Below are 18,373 nucleotides of genomic sequence, written 5' to 3'. Positions count from 1 at the left end.
CCTTACTTTTTGCCTTTCACATAATCCGCATCGAACAAAAACAGCTTGAATACGAGCACCAGAGATGGAATGAGCAAGCACAAACCGCCAATGAAGGCAATGACAAGCGCGATCCCCATGGATTCCTGAGTAGCCCCCTCCTGAATGGTGATGAAGGGATCAAGAATATACGGATAATGTCCAATCCCGTAAGCAAAGAAGGCGCAGAAAAACTGCAGCATGACGCAGATGAAGGCCAGTCCGTACCGACGGCCGCTGTACAACAGCCACAACGCCAGCATGAAGAAACCAACGGACAGCGCCAACAGCCACCACAAATCCATCATGTTCTGGAAGTGTCGTTCATTGTGCTGGCTCAGATAAATAAATGCCGTCAGCGCAGCAATAATGGTAGGCGTGCTCCAGAACAGCGCATAGTTCCTCAAGAGCTTAAGCGCGGACTGATCGGCTGCGCGAGAAGCATAGAAGGTCAGGAATGACCCGCTGATGAACAACACGGATACGATAGCCAGCACGACAATACTCCAAGAGAGCGGACTGGTGAAGAGCTTTAAGTATGCCAGAGATACGACGCCGCTTTGCTCGGTAATGAACCCGCCTTCAGACAGCGTAAGCGCCACAGACAGTGAAGCCGGGATTAGGAGGCCAGTCGCTCCGTATAGGAACAAATAGACGATGCTTTCCTTTGACCCGTAATTTTCGAATGCATAGAAGGAGCCGCGAATCGCCAGCAAAATAACAGCGATGCTCCCCGGTACGAGCAGCGATGAGCCATAATAGTAGGCGGTGTCCGGGAAGAACCCGATAATCCCGACCAGGAAAAATACAAAAAACACATTCGTAATTTCCCAAACCGGCGACAAATAGCGGGAGATCAGACGATTAATAAGATGATCCTGCTTGGTCAGACGGGCGTAGTAGGCAAAAAAACCGGCACCAAAATCGATTGAAGCTACGATCAAATAGCCGTACAGGAACAGCCATAGAACTGTAATGCCTATCAATTCGTAACTGATCATGTCCGTTCACCCGCTTCCGGCTGCTGCTCGTTTCTGCTCTGCATATACCTTTCGTACTCCGCTTCCGCAGGGTTGTTGCGGAACAATCGCCGCAGCACGACTGCGCATAGCACCCCGAGCACAATGTACAACAGCAGGAAGACAAAAAAGAGCGGCATCACATTCGGCGATGAAGTCGCCGCTTCCTCTACGCGCATATAACCGCGAATAATCCATGGCTGTCGGCCTACCTCCGCGTAAAACCAACCCAGCTCGACACCCAGAAAGGCGAGCGGCGCACATGCGGCGATCGCTCCCAGCAGCCACCTGTTATACTCGTTGCGCTTCTTCCACAGTACAAAAAGGAAATAAAGCACCGACACTGCCAATAGGACAAAGCCGATCGACACCATGAAGTCGAACAAATAATGTACAAGCAGCGGCGGATGCTCATCCGGCGGAAACTCGTTCAATCCCTTCACTTCGGCATTGAAATTCCCGAATGCCAGAAAACTGAGCGCCTTGGGAAGATGAAGCGCTCCAATGACTTCCCGTTCGGCGTTCAGCCACCCTAAGAAGATCAGATCCGCACCGCTCTCCGTCTCAAAATGCCATTCCGCCGCAGCCAGCTTCTCCGGCTGATGCTCCGCAAGGAACTTGGCCGATACATCGCCGGCAATCGTCGTCAGCAAGCCGAATACAAGCATGGCGCCCATCATCAGCTTCAGCGACTTCTTGTAATAGGCCGTTGCGCCCTTCCTCAACATCGTATAGGCGGCTATGCCGGCCAGCAGCGCGGCACCGGTCAAATAAGCCGAAGTAAGTACGTGAAATACTTTGGACGGTGTCGCCGTATTCAGCATTGCTGCTATCGGATTAACGGCAGCGAAATGGCCCGCTTCCAGCATAAAGCCCCCCGGCTGATTCATAAAACCGTTGACCGTTGTTATAAAAAAAGCGGACATGCCTGCCCCGGCGACAATCGGAATCGTCAACAGCCAGTGCAGGTACGGATTGCGGAACCGGTCCCATGTGTACAAATAAATGCCCAAAAATATCGCTTCAAAAAAGAACGCAAAAACCTCCATAAAGAGCGGCAGCGCCACCACATTGCCCGCAAGCTTCATAAAGTTCGGCCATACCAGAGCCAGCTGCATCGCTATCGCCGTGCCAGTCACGACGCCTACCGCTACGGATATGATAAATCCGCGTGTCCATCTTTTCGCCATCAAGATATAATGCGGGTCCTTCTTACGGATGCCGACAAACTCGGCGATTGCGATCATTAAGGGAACACTGACACCAACGGTGGCAAATATGACATGAAAGGTGAGGGTAAGCCCTGTTACCAGCCTGCTCCACAACACCGTATCAATCTCCATGTCAGATCGCCTCCTTTCCTTTCATAGTTGAAGCTGGCAAAGATCGGATATCCGCAGCTTTCAAGTACTAGTATAAACAAACCGATCGCCAATAACCGTCAATTGCGGCTGACTTCAACAAAGGTTCAACTTTTTCTGACAACCTTGTGAAAATAGTCACAATAGCCCAATCGAGCCATTGCCTGACGATCGAATCTATGATATTCGCGCGAGCGTGCCATCTAGCGGAGGTTAACAATAAGTGCAATAGATTAATTAGAGTGCACTGTAATGGACCCGAGGCGTGTATACATCTGTAATCTGTTTCAGAGAGTGGAAATACAGTGAATTTGACAAAAACGGTATAAGTACACTGAAGGAGCATATAGTTTTTGATGTGCTAATAATTAACGTAAAGTTCAGTCTTAAAACCAACAAAAGGGATGTGGGCGATGGATGGAATCTTGTACTTGCACAGAGAATTGTACTTGTAGTGATGAATTGAATGAAGATGAATCAGACAACAGAAATGTAGACGTAAGTCCGGGGATTGCAACGGAAAAAGGGATTGATCATTCTCCGAATACAGGCGTTGTATCAGCTTTAGATTTTGTTTCATCTGAGGACTCCACATTACATGCGGAAGATCCAAAGGAGAACTCTATTCCTCCAATATCATTAAAATCAGATGAAGAACTTTTAGTGTTAGATAAGCCATTTAATGATCCGAATAACGAAACAGCAGCTTTAGGTGTTACGATTGCTTCTTATTTGTTAAAACAGATCGGAAGTAAATTAGTGGAAAAATACATATTAGGGCCGATTTTCGGAAAATTATTTCCTAATAATAGTGCGCAACAGTTAATCGATACGATTATGAATGAAGTAAGACAATATGTTACTCAACAATTAGAAGAAGATGCTTATAATAGAGCTTACACTGATTTAGAAGCTTTACGTTCACGTCTGCAGGCATTTGATGAAGATGTAGCACTGGATTTTTCACGATTTTATCAAGATTCAACGGTAAGCCAAGAAACGATTAATAGAGATATCCAAACTTATATTGATGCGACGTATGGGGATATCCTTTTAAAAATTCCAGGATTCACGCAAAAAAAATATGAATTGGTCTTATTACCGTTATTCGCTCAAGCTGCTAATTTGGAGTTAGTTTTTATTCGAGATGTCATCTCTAATCAATCGAAGTGGAATTTACCGAATCCCTTTGTACAAAAATATAAGGATCGTTTAAAGAATCGAGTAATTTTGCATACAAACCATTGTACATCAACATATGAAACTGGATTTGGCCAAGAATTAGCACGTAATCAAGGTGCCAAAAAGGTTTTAAATTTCAGAAAATATATGATATTAAATGTGTTAGAATTAGCTAATTTATGGACGTTCTTCAAATTTGATAATTTAAGTATACGTTCAAGTGCAAATATCTATCATTACAATAATTTAGGCAATGGCCCTGTCATTAACGCAAGCAATTGGGGATTTTGGAATAGAATTTTCCATGGGGCTCCAGCTGCTACATTGTCTGGAGCAGAAACTCGATATTTTGTAGGGCATGCAAGCTTCTCCGGTGGTGGAATGAGCGAAACTATACTAGGGAGTGGAATATGTTGGCTGACACCTAAATATGTTAGCAGAATAAATGGCGGTCGTGTTGGCGGAGAAACGTTAGCGCCACGCCCTGGAAAAGGTTGGACTGTTAACTTATGGGAACATCGTCAAGCAAATAGTCATTTTGCGGATCCAACAAAACTCCCTTTAACAGATGCAAGGGTATTTACTGGAGGGCCTAATCCAGTACATCAGAATAATTTGTCTCCTGATTCTCCTGAGCCTGCAGCAGTAACAGTTAGTACAGATGCCGCATTATTTTCAGGTAATGGTAAATCTTACAGTTTATTAGAGACAGTTGCTGCTGCGGGTAGCAACTATTCTCTACCAGAATATAAAGTTACTAATTTTTCAGGGATAGTAAGTCATCCAACAGTAGCGACTACTTCTACTACAGGTATTGGTTGGGAACTTGATGTGCCATCTAGAGATTGGGTGAATGGTCCTGTCGCAGTATTCAGCAGACCTAATATTCAAACCGCATTCTTAAATGGTATTCATCGGGAACATAGGACACCCTATAATGTTGAGGAACGCTTACCAATGAGTTTTAATATCCCACCATTACAATACGCCGAGAGCCGTATGGGGTCATTGACAAAGCAACAATTGTTAGAACAATACGCTAACAATGGCGATTCCATTGGCTTTCCGCCGTCAGGAAGTAATATAACCGTACAGTATGATTTATTAAATGCCCACTCTACGGAAGCTCTTTCTTATGATCTTTATTTGCGATTAAGTTCATTACAAACTACATACATGGAAATAAGAGAAAAGGATGGAGTTACTGGAAAATTATTAACTACTAGAGTGTTAAATGCCAATACATCGACTGAAAATAGTGGAATAATAGATAGAGGCGCAAAATGGAAGGATTTTAATGTAGGTTCTATAACTTTGCCATTTGGAGTAAAAAGAATTCTTGAGATTGGTGTTGGGCCAACAACAAACGCAACCGATTTCCGTTTAATGAATATCACGCTTATCCGAAGTGATACGCCGCCCCTTTATTCTTAGTGTTAGAAGGAATACAGAAGTATAATTTACTGAAACATTAAAATAGTTTTTCACCTGAGCCTTCTTGGTTAAGTGAAGAACTATTTTTTGAATTCTAATTACAACTTATAAGCAATGGTTTGTGTCACTAAACTACGACAAAGCATCCCCATGAATACATCATTGAATACTTGATTTGATTCGTTTTACATATGGCATTGTGTAATTAGACCTCAAGTTGCACCTGCTCGAAGTTCCAGTTTACCCTAAGGTCGGTTTTTAATGAACCATAAGGAATTACATCACTGCGGTCAAGCGACTTATAGATTTTCTACAATACAGGGATATAACTGAGATAACTTCGTTCTAGTCACTTGTGTAGTGAGGTATTCCGATCAATTTTGTTCCGCATTGGCATGTCCTTGGATCCATTTGTAATAACCGCTTTTAGACACTCCTAGGGCGTTGCACATCTTCTCCACTGCGTGATTGGAGCGGTGATCGGCAATGAATTGAAACTTCAGTTCTTTTCTTTGCTGAAGATGTGCATGGCCTTTTTTAGAATCTCAATCTCCTCCTGGAGATCTGCAATCTCTTTAGCCTGAGTTTTAATTTTACGATCTCTTTCCCGTAAGGCCTCTGGCGTGAGTAGGGGCTCATTCTCGAATTTTCGATATTTGACCATCCACTGCTGTAGTGTACTTTCCGGGATGTTGAGCTCCTCTGCAATTTGTGGGATGTTCTTCGTTTGTTCTTGAATATATTTCACCGTCTGCAGCTTGAACTCATCGTTGTAGTGTTGTCTCGTTTTCCCCATTGTAAACACCTCACCTTTTATTAGGATTATTATCTAATTAACGTTAGGAGGCTTCCACTTTTTATTCTAACCGTATCCAGAAGCTCCATGATCGTGAGTATAAGTACGTACGATCTGCGTCTTTCCTTGTCTTACACACGATGACGAAGTCATCCGCGTATCGCGACAGTTCTCCGATTCCGCAGCCATGTCTCTCCCACAAGATGTCGAGATAATTCATATAGATGTTTGCTAAGAGCGGAGAAATCATCCCACCCTACGGTGTTCCTAAATCCGACCGCCTCACCGCTCCTTCCTCCATGACTCCCACCTTTAACCACTTCCTCAACAGTTTCAGGATACGTCTGTCGCTGAAAGTAGCCTTTGATGTCGACGTCAACCACCCAATTTCCTTTGCGGTTGCATTCTTTTCGGACGAAATCCAAATGAGGATTCCTGAAATACGCTTCAAAGATCGGTTCCACGACCAATTTTGTTGCCATCTGTATGACACGGTCTCGAATAGTTGGTGTTTTTTTCCCGTCTTTCTTCGGGATGTATCTCCGCCGAACAGGCTGTGGGTGATAATATCCTTCTTTCAGGAGTCGATGGCATTCATACAGGATCCATTCGGTAGACCTTGTCGTCCAACGCATGGAATCTTCGCTTCTTGCTTTCCTTGGCCCCATGACCTAGCTTCTCTTGGAATTGTTGAACGTTTTCCTTAGGTATCGTTAGCTGTTTGGCATTCACTGACTCGTACCTCCTTAAAAAACATGAACAAAGCAGGGCACCTTCCCTCCCGCAGGTTGTGTTGTCCTGCGCTCTTCGGTACTATTCGCCCCTCAGACTACCTTCCTGCAGACGGCTCACTTCACCTTTCTGGCTTATAGATCGTCTCTTTACGGTCTCAAAAAACGTACAGGGGAGGGTCTCCCCAATTCACTCCATCTTCTTTCCTGACATGCCATTCCCCTTACGCCGGAGGACCCTTCGTTACCGCTTCAAGTTCTTAGTAAGTTCCATGGCCTTCTCCCAGTTTCACAAGACTCGGCTTCCCCTTTTCCCTCTTGCGAGGCGGCAGGATTCACTTGATCTTAAGGCCTGGCAGTGTGCTCGCCTTATCTCTGACAGGTCCTTTTATCGATACGCTTTTACGCACCGATTTCTCCATACGCAAATATCTAAGCTACGCGGGGACTTGGCCCTTCCTGAGACCGGACTTACAGCGGCTAAAAAATGTGTGCTTTGCTGGGCACGCTAAAACAAAAAAACGCGATTTATGCGGTATTCAATCGGCCCATACTCTTGACATCCTACAACCTCGACCCTCTTGTCTAACGACATCACAGTGGATACATATCTTTGGCCATTTTCAAGACACTAGAATGATCTTCGGTCAAACTTGAGGACGTTTGGCTGTTTTGTTACGCTGACGCTTTAGTCTTGTTTTTTTCTCTTATTATAAACAAAGCTTCTTGTTCATCTGCCAACATTTTTATATAAAATTCTGTTTTGTTTTTTCAATTTATTCATGTATTTTTTGAAACCTCGTATCTGTCCCTCCGTTTTGTTGCCTAATAGATTTTTGGTTTAACTTGTCCATGAAATTATTATCCACTAATAATCATTCAATGTTCTACAAATTTAGACAAAATAACAGGAATATACATAGTTAAAAAGAACCATTTTTTTAGAAAACTGTTTTTTAATTTATTTTTTATGTTAGTATTTTATTGAACCAAAAAATACAAAAAAGGAGTTAATGTTATGAAAAAAATTTTTATTTATGTTACATCTTTTATTTTTTTGATCACTTTCTTGATTACACCAGTGGGAAGTACTCATGGATTTGTGAATTCACCCAAAAGTGAAAGAGAAGATGTTACATCCATAATTTTTGTGGATTCAAATCTTACTATTGAGAAAACCGAAGATGGGAGAGTCTCGCCTATAAAAAACGCAAACAAGCTTACAATCTCACAACTAGATTCTATTCTCACAAATATGAATGTTAATCATGACCAAATATCTAATATGCCTTTACCAATAAAACAAAAAGTGGTTTCACGAGGAGGGGTTGCTGTTCCAATCACTACTACTAAAAAGACTGAGCATTTTGTAACCCCAGATGGAAAGCAACGGTTAGTAACAGAAGAAAACAAAGAAGAAATTGATAAGATCAAACAACAAGAGATTTCAAAATTAAATAACTCTAACAATAATAGTGGTATTACACCATTTTCTCTTGGTTCCGAAAGAGACGGGAGCTTTTACGGCTACAGTTTGTTGATGTACCGTGGATCCACTGCAGCTGAGTTAGAATATGAATATATTGAATATTTTTCCTATGATGCTAATGTTAACTATAAGTATACCGATAGAATTGCTCATGCTTGGAACCCGCATACTGTAAGCATAGGTAGGGAGGCGGGAGCACAGTATAAACTTTTTGGAATTTGGGCTAACATGAATGTAACAACAAGTCATAATGATTCAACTACGGGAGCTAGCGCATCGATTAAACTCCCCAATACCCAAATTATTGAAGAGACATTCGGCTATTTTATTGATACAGTTAGAATTCCCAAAATCTACTCCGGTACAACTGGCAAATGGGTTGTAAAGTATGCTCATCCTTATTCAGTAATTACTCCTTCAGTTAATATAGGAGCTGTTTCAATTACTTACTCCCCATTTCTTGGAAAATCATGGAGTTGGGAAAATACATTTACAATTGCATAATTATAATTTTTCAGAACGATTATGATAATTTAGACCAATCCTCTTATAAGTTATCTTTACAGCCCTCTTGCTTCCAATAGGAAGTCGGAGGGCTATCTTTGTTCCGGGATTCTCACCCTTACAAAATTATAAAAATTATGGAACTACGTCTCGTTAAGGAAACGATGAATTAAGTGGACTCCAATAAATAAATCCCATGGTATTACTGGCATTGTACTTACGCCTCGTTTTGTGTACCGGGGGAATCCAGGTTCTGTTATCCTAGTTAGCCAATCAAAAGTCAATATTTATTCGACTATAAAAAAACACTTTTAGTAACTGCGCCCCGTTTGTGATACAGGGATCAAAACACCTTTCTATTTAATCGACCAGTCGTCTATATTCAGTTGGCGACTGGTTATTTAGTTTCGTTTGAATCCGAATTACGTTATAGTAAATGATGTAGTCTCGAACGAGCTGTTCAACGATTGCCGTCGTTGTATGGGTAAACCTTCGAGGTAGAACGTTTCAGACTTTAGTGTGGAATGAAACGATTCGATGGAGGCATTATCTAACGGGCCTACCCTTACGGGACATGCCCATGGTCATGCCTTTTCCTTTGACAGCTTTCTAGTAAGCCTGTGATGTGTAGACACTGCCCTGATCTCTATTAAGGATCGTTCCTGACAGAGCAGGTAATTGATGAAGCGTGTCGAGTACAAACTCCGTATCCTTCTTGTCCGACATACTCCACTCTACAATCTCTCCGTTAAATAAATCAAGCATACTTGAAAGATACATCATTTTCCTGCCAAACGGCAAGTACATTATATCCGCTACAAACTTTTGCAACGGTGCATCTGCTTGAAATTGACGCTTTAAGTGATGCTCGGCTACGTACGCTGGTTGACCCATTGCCTTCCGCTTCTTGACTCGGCATTGCAGCTGCTCTTTCTGCATAATTCGTTGTATGCGTTTGTGGTTGACCATATATTCCCTACGCAGTATTGCTGTCATCTTCCGGTAACCATAACGGAACTTATGCTCCATACATAGCACCCGAACTTTTTCGACTACGTGATCCAGTGTCTTCTCCTTCGCCGCTCTCCAACGATAGTACGTTGCACGAGGAACGTCTAGCCAAACACAAACTTGAGTCATACTCACAAACTTTCGAAGCATCTAGACCAATTCTACTACAATCTTTACCGACACCTCCTCTCCAACTCCTTTTACTTTTTTAACACGTCTAGCTATTATTTCAAGAAACGATTCTCTACCCTCAGTTGCTCTAGTTCTGTGCTGTACTTAGACCCTTTTCCATAGCTTTATGCTGTGCCTACAGGCTACTTTAACCGGTTCAACTCACCACGGCCATACCATCTCATCCACGTTTCCTCTTGTGTCTTATTTCGGATATGAAGTCGTCCTATGACCTACTTTACGGATACACCTGCTAATCTCATTTCAGTAGCTTTCATCTTCGTCGCCACAGGATAGCTCACTTTTGTTGCCAACGCAAAAACACCTCCAAGATTATCCCCATATCTTACGACATAGTTCTATTTCCTTAAAGGTGTTTTGATTTGTCTCATGTTATGGGGTCAGTCCCGCGAGCTACTAGAAGTATTTTTTATTTCTTATCAATTGGAGTTATATAAGTAACAAAAGGATACCTTAACTCATTTCGTTTGTAATTAATGCTATACTCTGAACCTTCTTCTAAAAAGGGCCAAACAATCTCAGGTACTTTTACTTTTATAAGTGTATTATCCGCAGATCTTACTTTAATAAATTGAGTATTATTCGTCTCAATCTTTTCCTCTAGAGTTGCGATAATAATCGTACTTGTTAAAAAATAACGATAATATAAAAAAACAATAATAGTTAAAATTAAAATTATTATTCCAATCCTTCGAATATTCAAAATTAACACCTCACTTTCTTGCATTACAAGAGTCATGAAATATATGCCAACAAATCTTTTCTCTTAGATTTAATGGTGAAAGTTCTGGCACTTTCATTTTAAGTCAGAGAGACTCAACCTTTCACCTTTAATTGTTTTAAGCACTTTAAAGCTGTCTGTCTACACAGATGTTGAATGATTTTAAGTATATGAGACAACGGCTTTATGTTACTAAATAAAATTCAATTTCCACATATTTCCCCTTCTGTTCTTAGGACATAATTAAAGCCTTCGACTATAAACTTACCAATAGTGTGTACTTCTCTTTATGTTTACCTGAGAATACATTAGTCCCTCCATCCCACTGAGCTGAGCGATATCATTCTGACGAAACCGGGCGGCACGATAGGCGCCGGGGCACATCTTGTTCTCTCCTGCAACTCCATGAGGAACCCCAGCTGTTCAAGTCCCCTTTCCCTATGCGAATATGCGTTTTTTAATATTTTGGTTTGAAATTCCATTGTTGAAAACTGAACTTGTTTCCTGATGGCATATATCAAATGACTTTGTAATTATTTAATGAGCTTAACAAGCTAATTGATCTGTGACTATTATACCAAACATGTATTTCCATTTCTATAATTTCGTCTAACTTGAATTTTGCGTAATTAAATGAAGCAGCCTGTCCTGAATCCGGATTAACCTGGCCTAACAGTTTTCCCCCTCATAACCAGAATATTTTAAGGGTTTGATATTATAATTTTTCGTATTTCTCTATGTTATCTTTTGTATAAATAGTAGCCGTTTTGGGGTCTGCGTGCCCCTATAAATAGACAATTGCCAACAGATCAGCTCCTAACCTTCATTATAAAGCACATTTTCGCAGTTATGTCTCAGCTTATGTGGAGTTGCGGTATAGTTATTTGCCCCCCACTGGCTTCTTTTGCAATCTCTTCTATAATTAAGGCTCAATCTAAGAATTAGTGGTTGAACTTTTCAGCAGGGTAAGCGAAGTCGATTACATTCTATTAAAATACCAGCTTTGTAGCATTCTCGATTACGTGTGAAATAGTGCCGGCGCTGGTAAGCTTTGATGCGATTATGTCGTCCTTCAACGGTTCCATTCGTCCAGCGACAGCGATAGTAGTTCACAATCTCTTCCTGCCAATTACACATGGTTTTCAAAGTGCTCTGCACGGCTAGATGGTCTATTTTCTGGCCTTGCTCTATCCAGCGAATAAATTCCAAACAGGCTAAGTCGACGTTCGCAGAACGGTCATACCATTGAGTGAAAGATTCCTTCCATTCCCAAACTCTGCGTAGTAAGGGAGAGTAGGCAAACAGGGTTTCCAACTGAGTCTTGCTCATTTCAGGCGGTCTATTGGAGGATTGAACAGCCGATGGTGACTTTTTAAGATCGCCCTAGCCCTGGGAGGTAGGGTGTGCTGAACGACTTGCGAACCTCCTGGGCACTATCAATGACATAACCATGAACATGAAAGCGATCTGCAATGCGGGTGGCTCGGGAAACATTCACGGATCCATGTGTGATACGCCTGAGCTAGGTCCATCACAACTGCTTTAGGGTTTAGTGCGAGGAAGTCGGGATGCTGGCGAGCATAGGCACGCAAGTCTTCGAGCTTACGACCAGCCAACAAGTCCAGCATCGTTTCACCCCGAAGATCATGGATGCCCGTATTGTACTTGTGTCCCTTTTTGATTGCTAAGTCGTCGATTCCCAGTACCAGACCTGAAGTGTCCAGAGCTTCACACCACGCCTGTTCCGCTAAACGTTTGTTTTCGCTGGAAGGGCATCCTGATGCATTCGCTGTACCGTACTGACAGGCGCTTCTTGCATGCTTGCGCTATGTGCTGTTGTGGAACCAAGCGCTTGTTCTACCGTTTGAGCACGAAAAGCAAGGCTGTATCGCTGCTTAGGACCTACAAAGTCATCCGTCCAAACGAAGCTAATTCGACAACGGGTGCAAGCAAGATGCAGAGATGGAACATACAGATAGCTCCTTCGGCCAAAAATACTCAGATGCCGAATTTTGCGCGGTTTGTTACGACCGTCACGCTTCACATCTTGTTCGGTACCGCAAATGGGACACGCCTGTTGGTAGGTCACTGGCGATGCTTCTAAATGAACATTCTGGGTATCCATGGAGATGATTTTTTGTAGTTGTATCTCTGGTAATCCGAGCAGTTCGTTGCTATACTGGAATGGCATCTGTCATATCCTTTTGTTGTTTGGTAGGACTTACAACAATACAGGATTTGCAGATGTTTTTCCATTTTTACCCTCATTTTAGTTCAATCGCATTCGTCAACCGCTAATTTTGGGTTTGAGCCTTTAGATTAACTTCTTTTATCCGGAATTCCCTTTGGACTGACAGGTGTGTTTTATTATCAAACGCTACAGATCACCATAAATGCTTCCTTAGTCTGTACAAACATTCCTGTGACAAAGTTCATACTGATGGGCCAACCAGTAAAAACTGGCTGACCTCATCATACGAAAAGCCGCACTGGAGGCGGCTTCATCCCTATTCCGATACAGCTTCCACTTCAACAGGTTTCCCAGCTTCCACCAATCGCTTGTTGCCAACAAAGAAAGCCGTCAGGATGAGCATGAGTAAACCCGTGCCAATAAGCAACCATTCAATCTGGACCACATCGGCAAGCGGACCGAAAATAAGCATCCCGAGCGGCATCATGGAGGTCGAGATCATCCCGAACACACCGAAGATACGGCCCATATAGTTGGGATCTACTTTCTCTTGCAGCATGACCGTTGTCGGTGTATTAAATAACGGTATCGCAATGCCGAACACGGCCATAAATGCAAGGTAAATCCAGAAGACAGGCGACAGTCCAAGCGCTACCGTACATGCCGCCATGACAAGGCTTGCCAGCGTCATCGTATACACTTTATTTTTGAAACCGCCCCATGACGCAATTAAGCCTCCCCCAGCCATCATGCCTATGGAGAAAGCAATCTCGATTGCCGTCAGCCGCCATACCCCATCTCCGAAAGTCCGCGTGACTTGCAAAGGGGTAAGAAATGCGCCGGGCGCCATAAGCACGAAGAAGAACGCAAAAAAGATAAAAAAGCTTTTCAGAAAGGCGTGCTCGTTAATGTAGCGCAATCCCTGCTTGAAATCCTCCAGATAGCCCGTTTGCTGCGCATCGGCTGCCTTCTTATGCAACGGAATCTTAAGAAAGAAAAACAAGGTCAGAATGGCAATGGCCGCTGTCACGACATCAATAAATAATATCGCTTCGATGGATGCCATCGTCAGCAAGGCCGCACTTACAATCGGCGCAATAAACATAATAACGGCTTGAAGACTTCCGTTAATGCCATTCACTCTCGTCAGTTGATCTTGCGGCACGATTTGCGGCAGAATCGCCCCTACTGCAGGCGCCTGTATACCCGCTCCCAGTGCCCGAACGGCTGCAATAACGAAGAACAGCCACATGCCCTCATAGCCAAGCATAAAGGTAATGGCGAGGATCAGCGTAACAAGCGCAATCCCACCGTCTGCAAGCATAATGAGATATTTGCGATTGAAGCGGTCTGCCCATACACCAGCGAAGGGTGAAAGCACAAATGTAGGAACAAATCCGCAAATAATATACAGCGTCATCATGATACCGGACTGTGTAGTCAGCGTAATGTACCACATGATCGCATACTGCACCAAAGCGGACCCGAACAACGAGAGCGTCTGGCTGCTTAGAAATAATATAATGTTTCTCTTCCAATGTTTCTGTTGAGACTCTTCCGTTTGCGACATGATAAAAGTACCCTCTCAAATTTGATCTATTTACATAACTATGACTATTCCACGATTATCCCCAACATGAACATACCTATACCAACAGCTGCCTGGTCGTCCTCCTCTCGAATTCCAACACCATTACTTTATCACAGAACACGGTCAAATATTTCTTCTTATTTGCTAAGTATTTGCTAAATCTTCGTGCCCCTGCTCCCCCTCCACTAGCCCCATTAGGCATAATTGCCGTTCTCTGGGACACAATACCAGTAGAATTTCCAATCTATTCAAGGAGAGGTCCAACATGAAGGCTTTATCTACCTGGCAGATCTACAGCCTCATGCTGCTTTTCCAAATGGGCACCAACGTCGTCTTCGGATTTGCCGGCACCGCCAAGCAAGACGCATGGATTGTTGCGTTCCTCAGCACATTGGGGGCTTTCCTGCTCCAGTGGCTGTACTATAAGCTATACGCCACTCGCCCTGGCGAGAATTGGACTTCATTGCTGAAGCTGAGCTTCGGCAGATACCTTGGTACTTTTTTGCACACTGTATATATCGTCGTATTTCTATATTTGGCTGCCAGAAACTTGAGAGATCTCGGAGAGGTAACGAAAGTCCAGTTGCTGTTCAATACGCCTCCCATTGTCGATATGATGATTTTTCAATTACTGGTTGCTTACATTTGCTATGCCGGTATTCAGAGAATGGGGCGATTGGCAGAACTGAACATGCCTATTATTTTTTTATTTATCGTGCTGCAAATCATTTTAATCTCTTTCTCTGGCATCATGGACTTCTCACGGCTCATGCCGGTAGCCGAGAACTGGAATCTGATCGCCACGACAGTGTTCCCGTTCAGTATAAGTGTTCCTTACAGCGAGACCTTCGTATTCTCCATGTTCGGAGCGCTTACGGTCGCCCCTCGCGCCTACAAGAAAGCTGCCATGCTTTCTGTTGCCAGTGCAGGATTGATTTTTACGATATGGGATATATTGTCGGTCAGCACGCTTGGATCGACCATCTTTTCAAGATCCTTTTTCCCTCTGATGACGACCTTCCAAATGATCAACATTGCAGACTTCATCACCAATATCGATCCGGTCATCGTGACGAACTATATGATCACGCTAATGATTAAAATTGCGGTATATGCTCTTGCTACTTGTGCCGGTATTGCTCGCTTATGCAAGCTGGACAGTTATAAAAGCATCATTATGCCCGTATCGCTGCTTGTGATTGTCTTGGCTTACTTTATGACGGACAACTTGAGCAGCCATCTGTTTGTTGCGATCAATTGGACAGGCTGGCTGATTCTGCTTCCGTTGTTTATCGTGCTTCCAGCAATCGTATTAGTCATCATGACTGTAAAGAATAGAAGAACAGGTGAAGGGAGAAAACTCCATGAACCAACAACAAACTGACACAAGCAAGCGTCTGAACCTGGTTAATCTGAATAGATTCCGTGAGGAAATTAGCCATGCCTTCGGGAGGCCGCCCGATCTTATTTTCCGTAAGGTCAAGGAATTATTGATCGTCTACATAGCCGGACTGGTTGATCAGGCTCGAGTAGAGAAAGAAATCATTGTAGCCCTTGAGAGCGCAGACGCGGGTGGCAGTTATACGGATATGGATTCGCCCCATGTACAAAAAACGGATGACTTCGACCTGGCCCTTCAGTTGCTGCTGTCGGGAATGGTCCTTATTGCGGAGCCCAACCAGTCATATGTGATTGCGGCTGATGCGGCCTCTATGCCACACCGCTCCATAACCACCTCCGAGACCGAAAATGTCATTCATGGACCACGCGAAGGCTTCACAGAGTTGCTTGTTACGAATGTAGCCCTGTTGCGCCGAATTTTGTCCAGCCCGAAGCTGAGAGTTCATGATTCCTGCAAAGGAACCTACAGCGGCACCAAAATCGCTTTGCTTTATTTGGAAGGACTAGCTCCTGCCGCACTAATCTCCAATATGCAAAAAAGACTGGAATCCGTTCAGTTGGATGGCGTAATCGACAGCAATTATATTAGCGAACAAATTAGGGATCGTCCTCGCAGCTTGTTTCCGACGCTGCAATCTACGGAACGGCCAGACGTCGTCGCGGATGCCCTTTTGAAAGGCCGGGTAGTCGTTCTAGTCAATAACTCTCCCTTTGCATTAGTGGCTCCATTTTTATTCTGGAATGCGTTTCAGTCGATTGAGGATCACTTCCTGTTGTACAGCAGCGCTAATTTTTTGCGTATCATAAGGGCCATATTTATCATTATGGCTTTATTCCTGCCTTCTCTTTATGTTGCTATCACAACCTTTCATATTGAAATGCTCCCTATGGAGCTGATGCTATCTATCGCGGCTTCTCGGGAACGGACTCCTTTTCCGGCTATCGTAGAAGCATTGATTATGGAGAGCATCTTCGAAGCCTTGCGGGAAGCGGTCGTCCGCATGCCGCAGCGCTTAAGCCAAACAGCGAGCGTACTGGGCGCATTGGTCATCGGACAAGCAATTGTACAGGCGGGTATCGTGTCCATTCCTATGATCATTGTCGTATCCATTACCGGAATCGCTTCCTTAATGATTCCTCGTTATGAGATGACCTTTGCCGTTCGTATCCTTCGCATGCTCCTGCTCTTCATGGCGGCAACACTAGGGTTTTACGGCATTGCAGTGGGCATATTTTTCACTCAGGTGTATTTGACGGGACTCCGATCTTTCGGGGTACCTTACTTGTCGCCGATTGCCCCCCTCGTCTGGAAGCATTTCCAACACTTTTTCATTCGCAAGCCTACGGCACAATCAGAAGTCACAACTGATCACAAGCGCAAAAAGGATTGGTCATAATGAAAATAAAAGCTTTCAAGGTGCTCGCATTAATCATATGCATGTTGCTGTTGCCCGGATGCTGGGATCGCAAAGAAATCGTCGATCAGGCCATCATCTTAACGACGACGATCGACGTAGGAAAATCACCGAATAAATATCTTTTTCACAGCCATATCGCCGAGCCGAAGCAATTAGGTGGAGAAGGACAATCGGGCACAGAGGCTCAGACCGGCAAGTCTTCCATCGCACACATGAGAATTGAAGCGCGTTCAATTGATGAATCACGTTTTATCGCGGAGAACATGCTGTCACGCGACATCGTTACGTCACATCGGCGCGTACTCATTATCGGCGAAGCCTTGGCCCGCCAAGGCATCGAGGAGTTCCTGGATCAAGTCAGTCGAAATCCGAAGAACCGGATCAACACCTTGCTGATCATATCCAAGAACATGCCCGCATACCAACTGCTGGATGTGAATATTCCGCTTGAAGCTTTGCCGCAAGAGGCTTTTTATGAAATCGCTGTACGAAAAGCACATACGCCGACTTCTTTAAGAGACTACTTTATCTCTTCCACCACACCTGGCGTGCAGCCCTTTGCGCTTGCCTACACCAAGAAATTCGGAAAAATTTCGTTCAATGGATTAGCCATCTTTCAGGATCACAAATTGATTGGATTTTTGAACGTAGATGAAACGCAAGCATTTACTAGTTTACTTGGAAAAAGATCTGTTGCCGGTGTTATGCTTAAGTTTCCGGAACAAGAAGGAGGAGTATCCGTCATGATTTCAAAAATAAAAGTCGCTCGCCACGTATCCATCGTCGACCATAAGCCGCAATTCTCCTTTAAGGTGAAAGCCGAGGGCCAGGTGACGGATAATACAGCCAATGTCGACTTATTTTCACCCAAAATATTGAATCAGCTCAACAAACAGTTCGAGAAAGAAATCCAGCGCCATTACACCACCCTCTTCCACACACTGCAAAAGAAGTTTGGCGTAGATAGCGCTGGTCTCGGAGCTATGATCTACAAAAAATATCCAAATTATTGGAATGCTATTAGCAAGGAATGGAACACCATGTATCGCGAGCAGAAAATTCAATGGGACATCCAGGCCGAGATTACCAATGTGGGAGCGATTGGACCACCGCTTTACAATTCCAGCAAATCGATGATCAAAAAATGATAAGCTCTGTCATCTTGTTTTCGAGCGTCGTTCTGATCATAACAGCCCTTCAATTCCGATTTATATTCAAAAAAAAGAAACGCAGAGACGCATGGGTATTTCTGGGCTGGATGATGATTGTATGGGCAGCCGGGCTTCTCTTCATCCTGGGCATGAAGTTTCCCGT

The 18,373-nt window shown here is 43.6% G+C and carries 12 protein-coding genes and 2 pseudogenes; 5 read left to right on the top strand and 9 right to left on the bottom strand.

Annotated features, from left to right (window positions below; translation table 11 throughout):
- Nucleotides 1-2: 2 nt before the first annotated feature.
- Together DX130_RS07130 and DX130_RS07125 are read right to left on the bottom strand one after the other, a co-directional pair.
- Nucleotides 3-1,019, bottom strand: coding sequence for a cytochrome d ubiquinol oxidase subunit II (locus DX130_RS07130; RefSeq protein WP_116043945.1), 1,017 nt, complete (start codon nt 1,017-1,019; stop codon nt 3-5).
- Nucleotides 1,016-2,380 carry a cytochrome ubiquinol oxidase subunit I gene (locus DX130_RS07125; protein ID WP_116043943.1) on the bottom strand — a complete coding sequence of 455 codons (1,365 nt, stop codon included), beginning with the start codon at nt 2,378-2,380 and terminating at the stop codon, nt 1,016-1,018. The genes DX130_RS07130 and DX130_RS07125 overlap by 4 nt, the downstream gene beginning before the upstream one ends.
- Nucleotides 2,381-2,815: 435 nt before the next feature.
- Between DX130_RS07125 and DX130_RS07120 the strand changes: the two genes are divergently transcribed.
- Entirely contained in the window at nt 2,816-5,014 is a 2,199-nt protein-coding gene (locus DX130_RS07120; protein WP_116043941.1) for an insecticidal delta-endotoxin Cry8Ea1 family protein, read from the top strand.
- 499 nt (nt 5,015-5,513) lie between these two features.
- Here DX130_RS07120 and DX130_RS07115 read toward each other — a convergent pair whose 3' ends face one another.
- The 3 genes from DX130_RS07115 to DX130_RS26875 all read right to left on the bottom strand — a co-directional run bounded on the left by DX130_RS07115 (nt 5,514) and on the right by DX130_RS26875 (nt 6,542).
- Nucleotides 5,514-5,810 (bottom strand): transposase, encoded by a 297-nt coding sequence (locus DX130_RS07115; RefSeq protein ID WP_116043939.1) that lies wholly within the window; start codon nt 5,808-5,810, stop codon nt 5,514-5,516.
- A 61-nt stretch (nt 5,811-5,871) separates the two neighbouring features.
- The gene (locus DX130_RS26880) at nt 5,872-6,030 is read right to left on the bottom strand and encodes a hypothetical protein (protein ID WP_240644335.1); all 159 of its coding nucleotides are present in this window, start codon (nt 6,028-6,030) and stop codon (nt 5,872-5,874) included.
- A gap of 374 nt (nt 6,031-6,404) precedes the next feature.
- Entirely contained in the window at nt 6,405-6,542 is a 138-nt protein-coding gene (locus DX130_RS26875) for a hypothetical protein (RefSeq protein WP_240644334.1), read from the bottom strand.
- Between the two features lie 1,017 nt (nt 6,543-7,559).
- On the opposite strand from DX130_RS26875, the gene DX130_RS07105 reads away from it, so the two are divergent.
- Complete coding sequence (locus tag DX130_RS07105) at nt 7,560-8,534, top strand: hypothetical protein (RefSeq protein ID WP_116043938.1); 975 nt, start codon at nt 7,560-7,562, stop codon at nt 8,532-8,534.
- A 360-nt stretch (nt 8,535-8,894) separates the two neighbouring features.
- On the opposite strand, the pseudogene DX130_RS07100 reads toward DX130_RS07105, so the two are convergent.
- The 4 genes and pseudogenes from DX130_RS07100 to DX130_RS07085 form a co-directional block, all read right to left on the bottom strand.
- A pseudogene (locus DX130_RS07100) lies at nt 8,895-10,030 on the bottom strand (IS3 family transposase).
- A 116-nt stretch (nt 10,031-10,146) separates the two neighbouring features.
- On the bottom strand, nt 10,147-10,440 hold the full coding sequence (locus DX130_RS07095; RefSeq protein WP_133297902.1) for a hypothetical protein: 294 nt from the start codon (nt 10,438-10,440) through the stop codon (nt 10,147-10,149).
- 975 nt (nt 10,441-11,415) lie between these two features.
- A pseudogene (locus DX130_RS27410) lies at nt 11,416-12,649 on the bottom strand (ISL3 family transposase).
- A 316-nt stretch (nt 12,650-12,965) separates the two neighbouring features.
- The gene (locus DX130_RS07085; RefSeq protein ID WP_116043934.1) at nt 12,966-14,219 is read right to left on the bottom strand and encodes an MFS transporter; all 1,254 of its coding nucleotides are present in this window, start codon (nt 14,217-14,219) and stop codon (nt 12,966-12,968) included.
- Between the two features lie 286 nt (nt 14,220-14,505).
- Here DX130_RS07085 and DX130_RS07080 point away from each other — a divergent pair, with 286 nt between their 5' ends.
- The 3 genes from DX130_RS07080 to DX130_RS07070 are packed head-to-tail and all read left to right on the top strand — an operon-like array spanning nt 14,506 to nt 18,207.
- Complete coding sequence (locus DX130_RS07080; RefSeq protein ID WP_116043932.1) at nt 14,506-15,624, top strand: GerAB/ArcD/ProY family transporter; 1,119 nt, start codon at nt 14,506-14,508, stop codon at nt 15,622-15,624.
- Nucleotides 15,605-17,038: a spore germination protein gene (locus tag DX130_RS07075; protein WP_116043930.1), complete on the top strand. Its 1,434-nt coding sequence runs from the start codon at nt 15,605-15,607 to the stop codon at nt 17,036-17,038. The genes DX130_RS07080 and DX130_RS07075 overlap by 20 nt, the downstream gene beginning before the upstream one ends.
- On the top strand, nt 17,038-18,207 hold the full coding sequence (locus DX130_RS07070; protein WP_116043928.1) for a Ger(x)C family spore germination protein: 1,170 nt from the start codon (nt 17,038-17,040) through the stop codon (nt 18,205-18,207). Before DX130_RS07075 ends, DX130_RS07070 begins: the two co-directional genes overlap by 1 nt.
- The last annotated feature ends 166 nt before the right edge of the window (nt 18,208-18,373 follow it).

This window comes from Paenibacillus paeoniae, from assembly GCF_003388735.1.
GTDB lineage: Bacteria > Bacillota > Bacilli > Paenibacillales > Paenibacillaceae > Pristimantibacillus > Pristimantibacillus paeoniae.
This window is presented reverse-complemented; position numbering and strand designations above follow the sequence as displayed.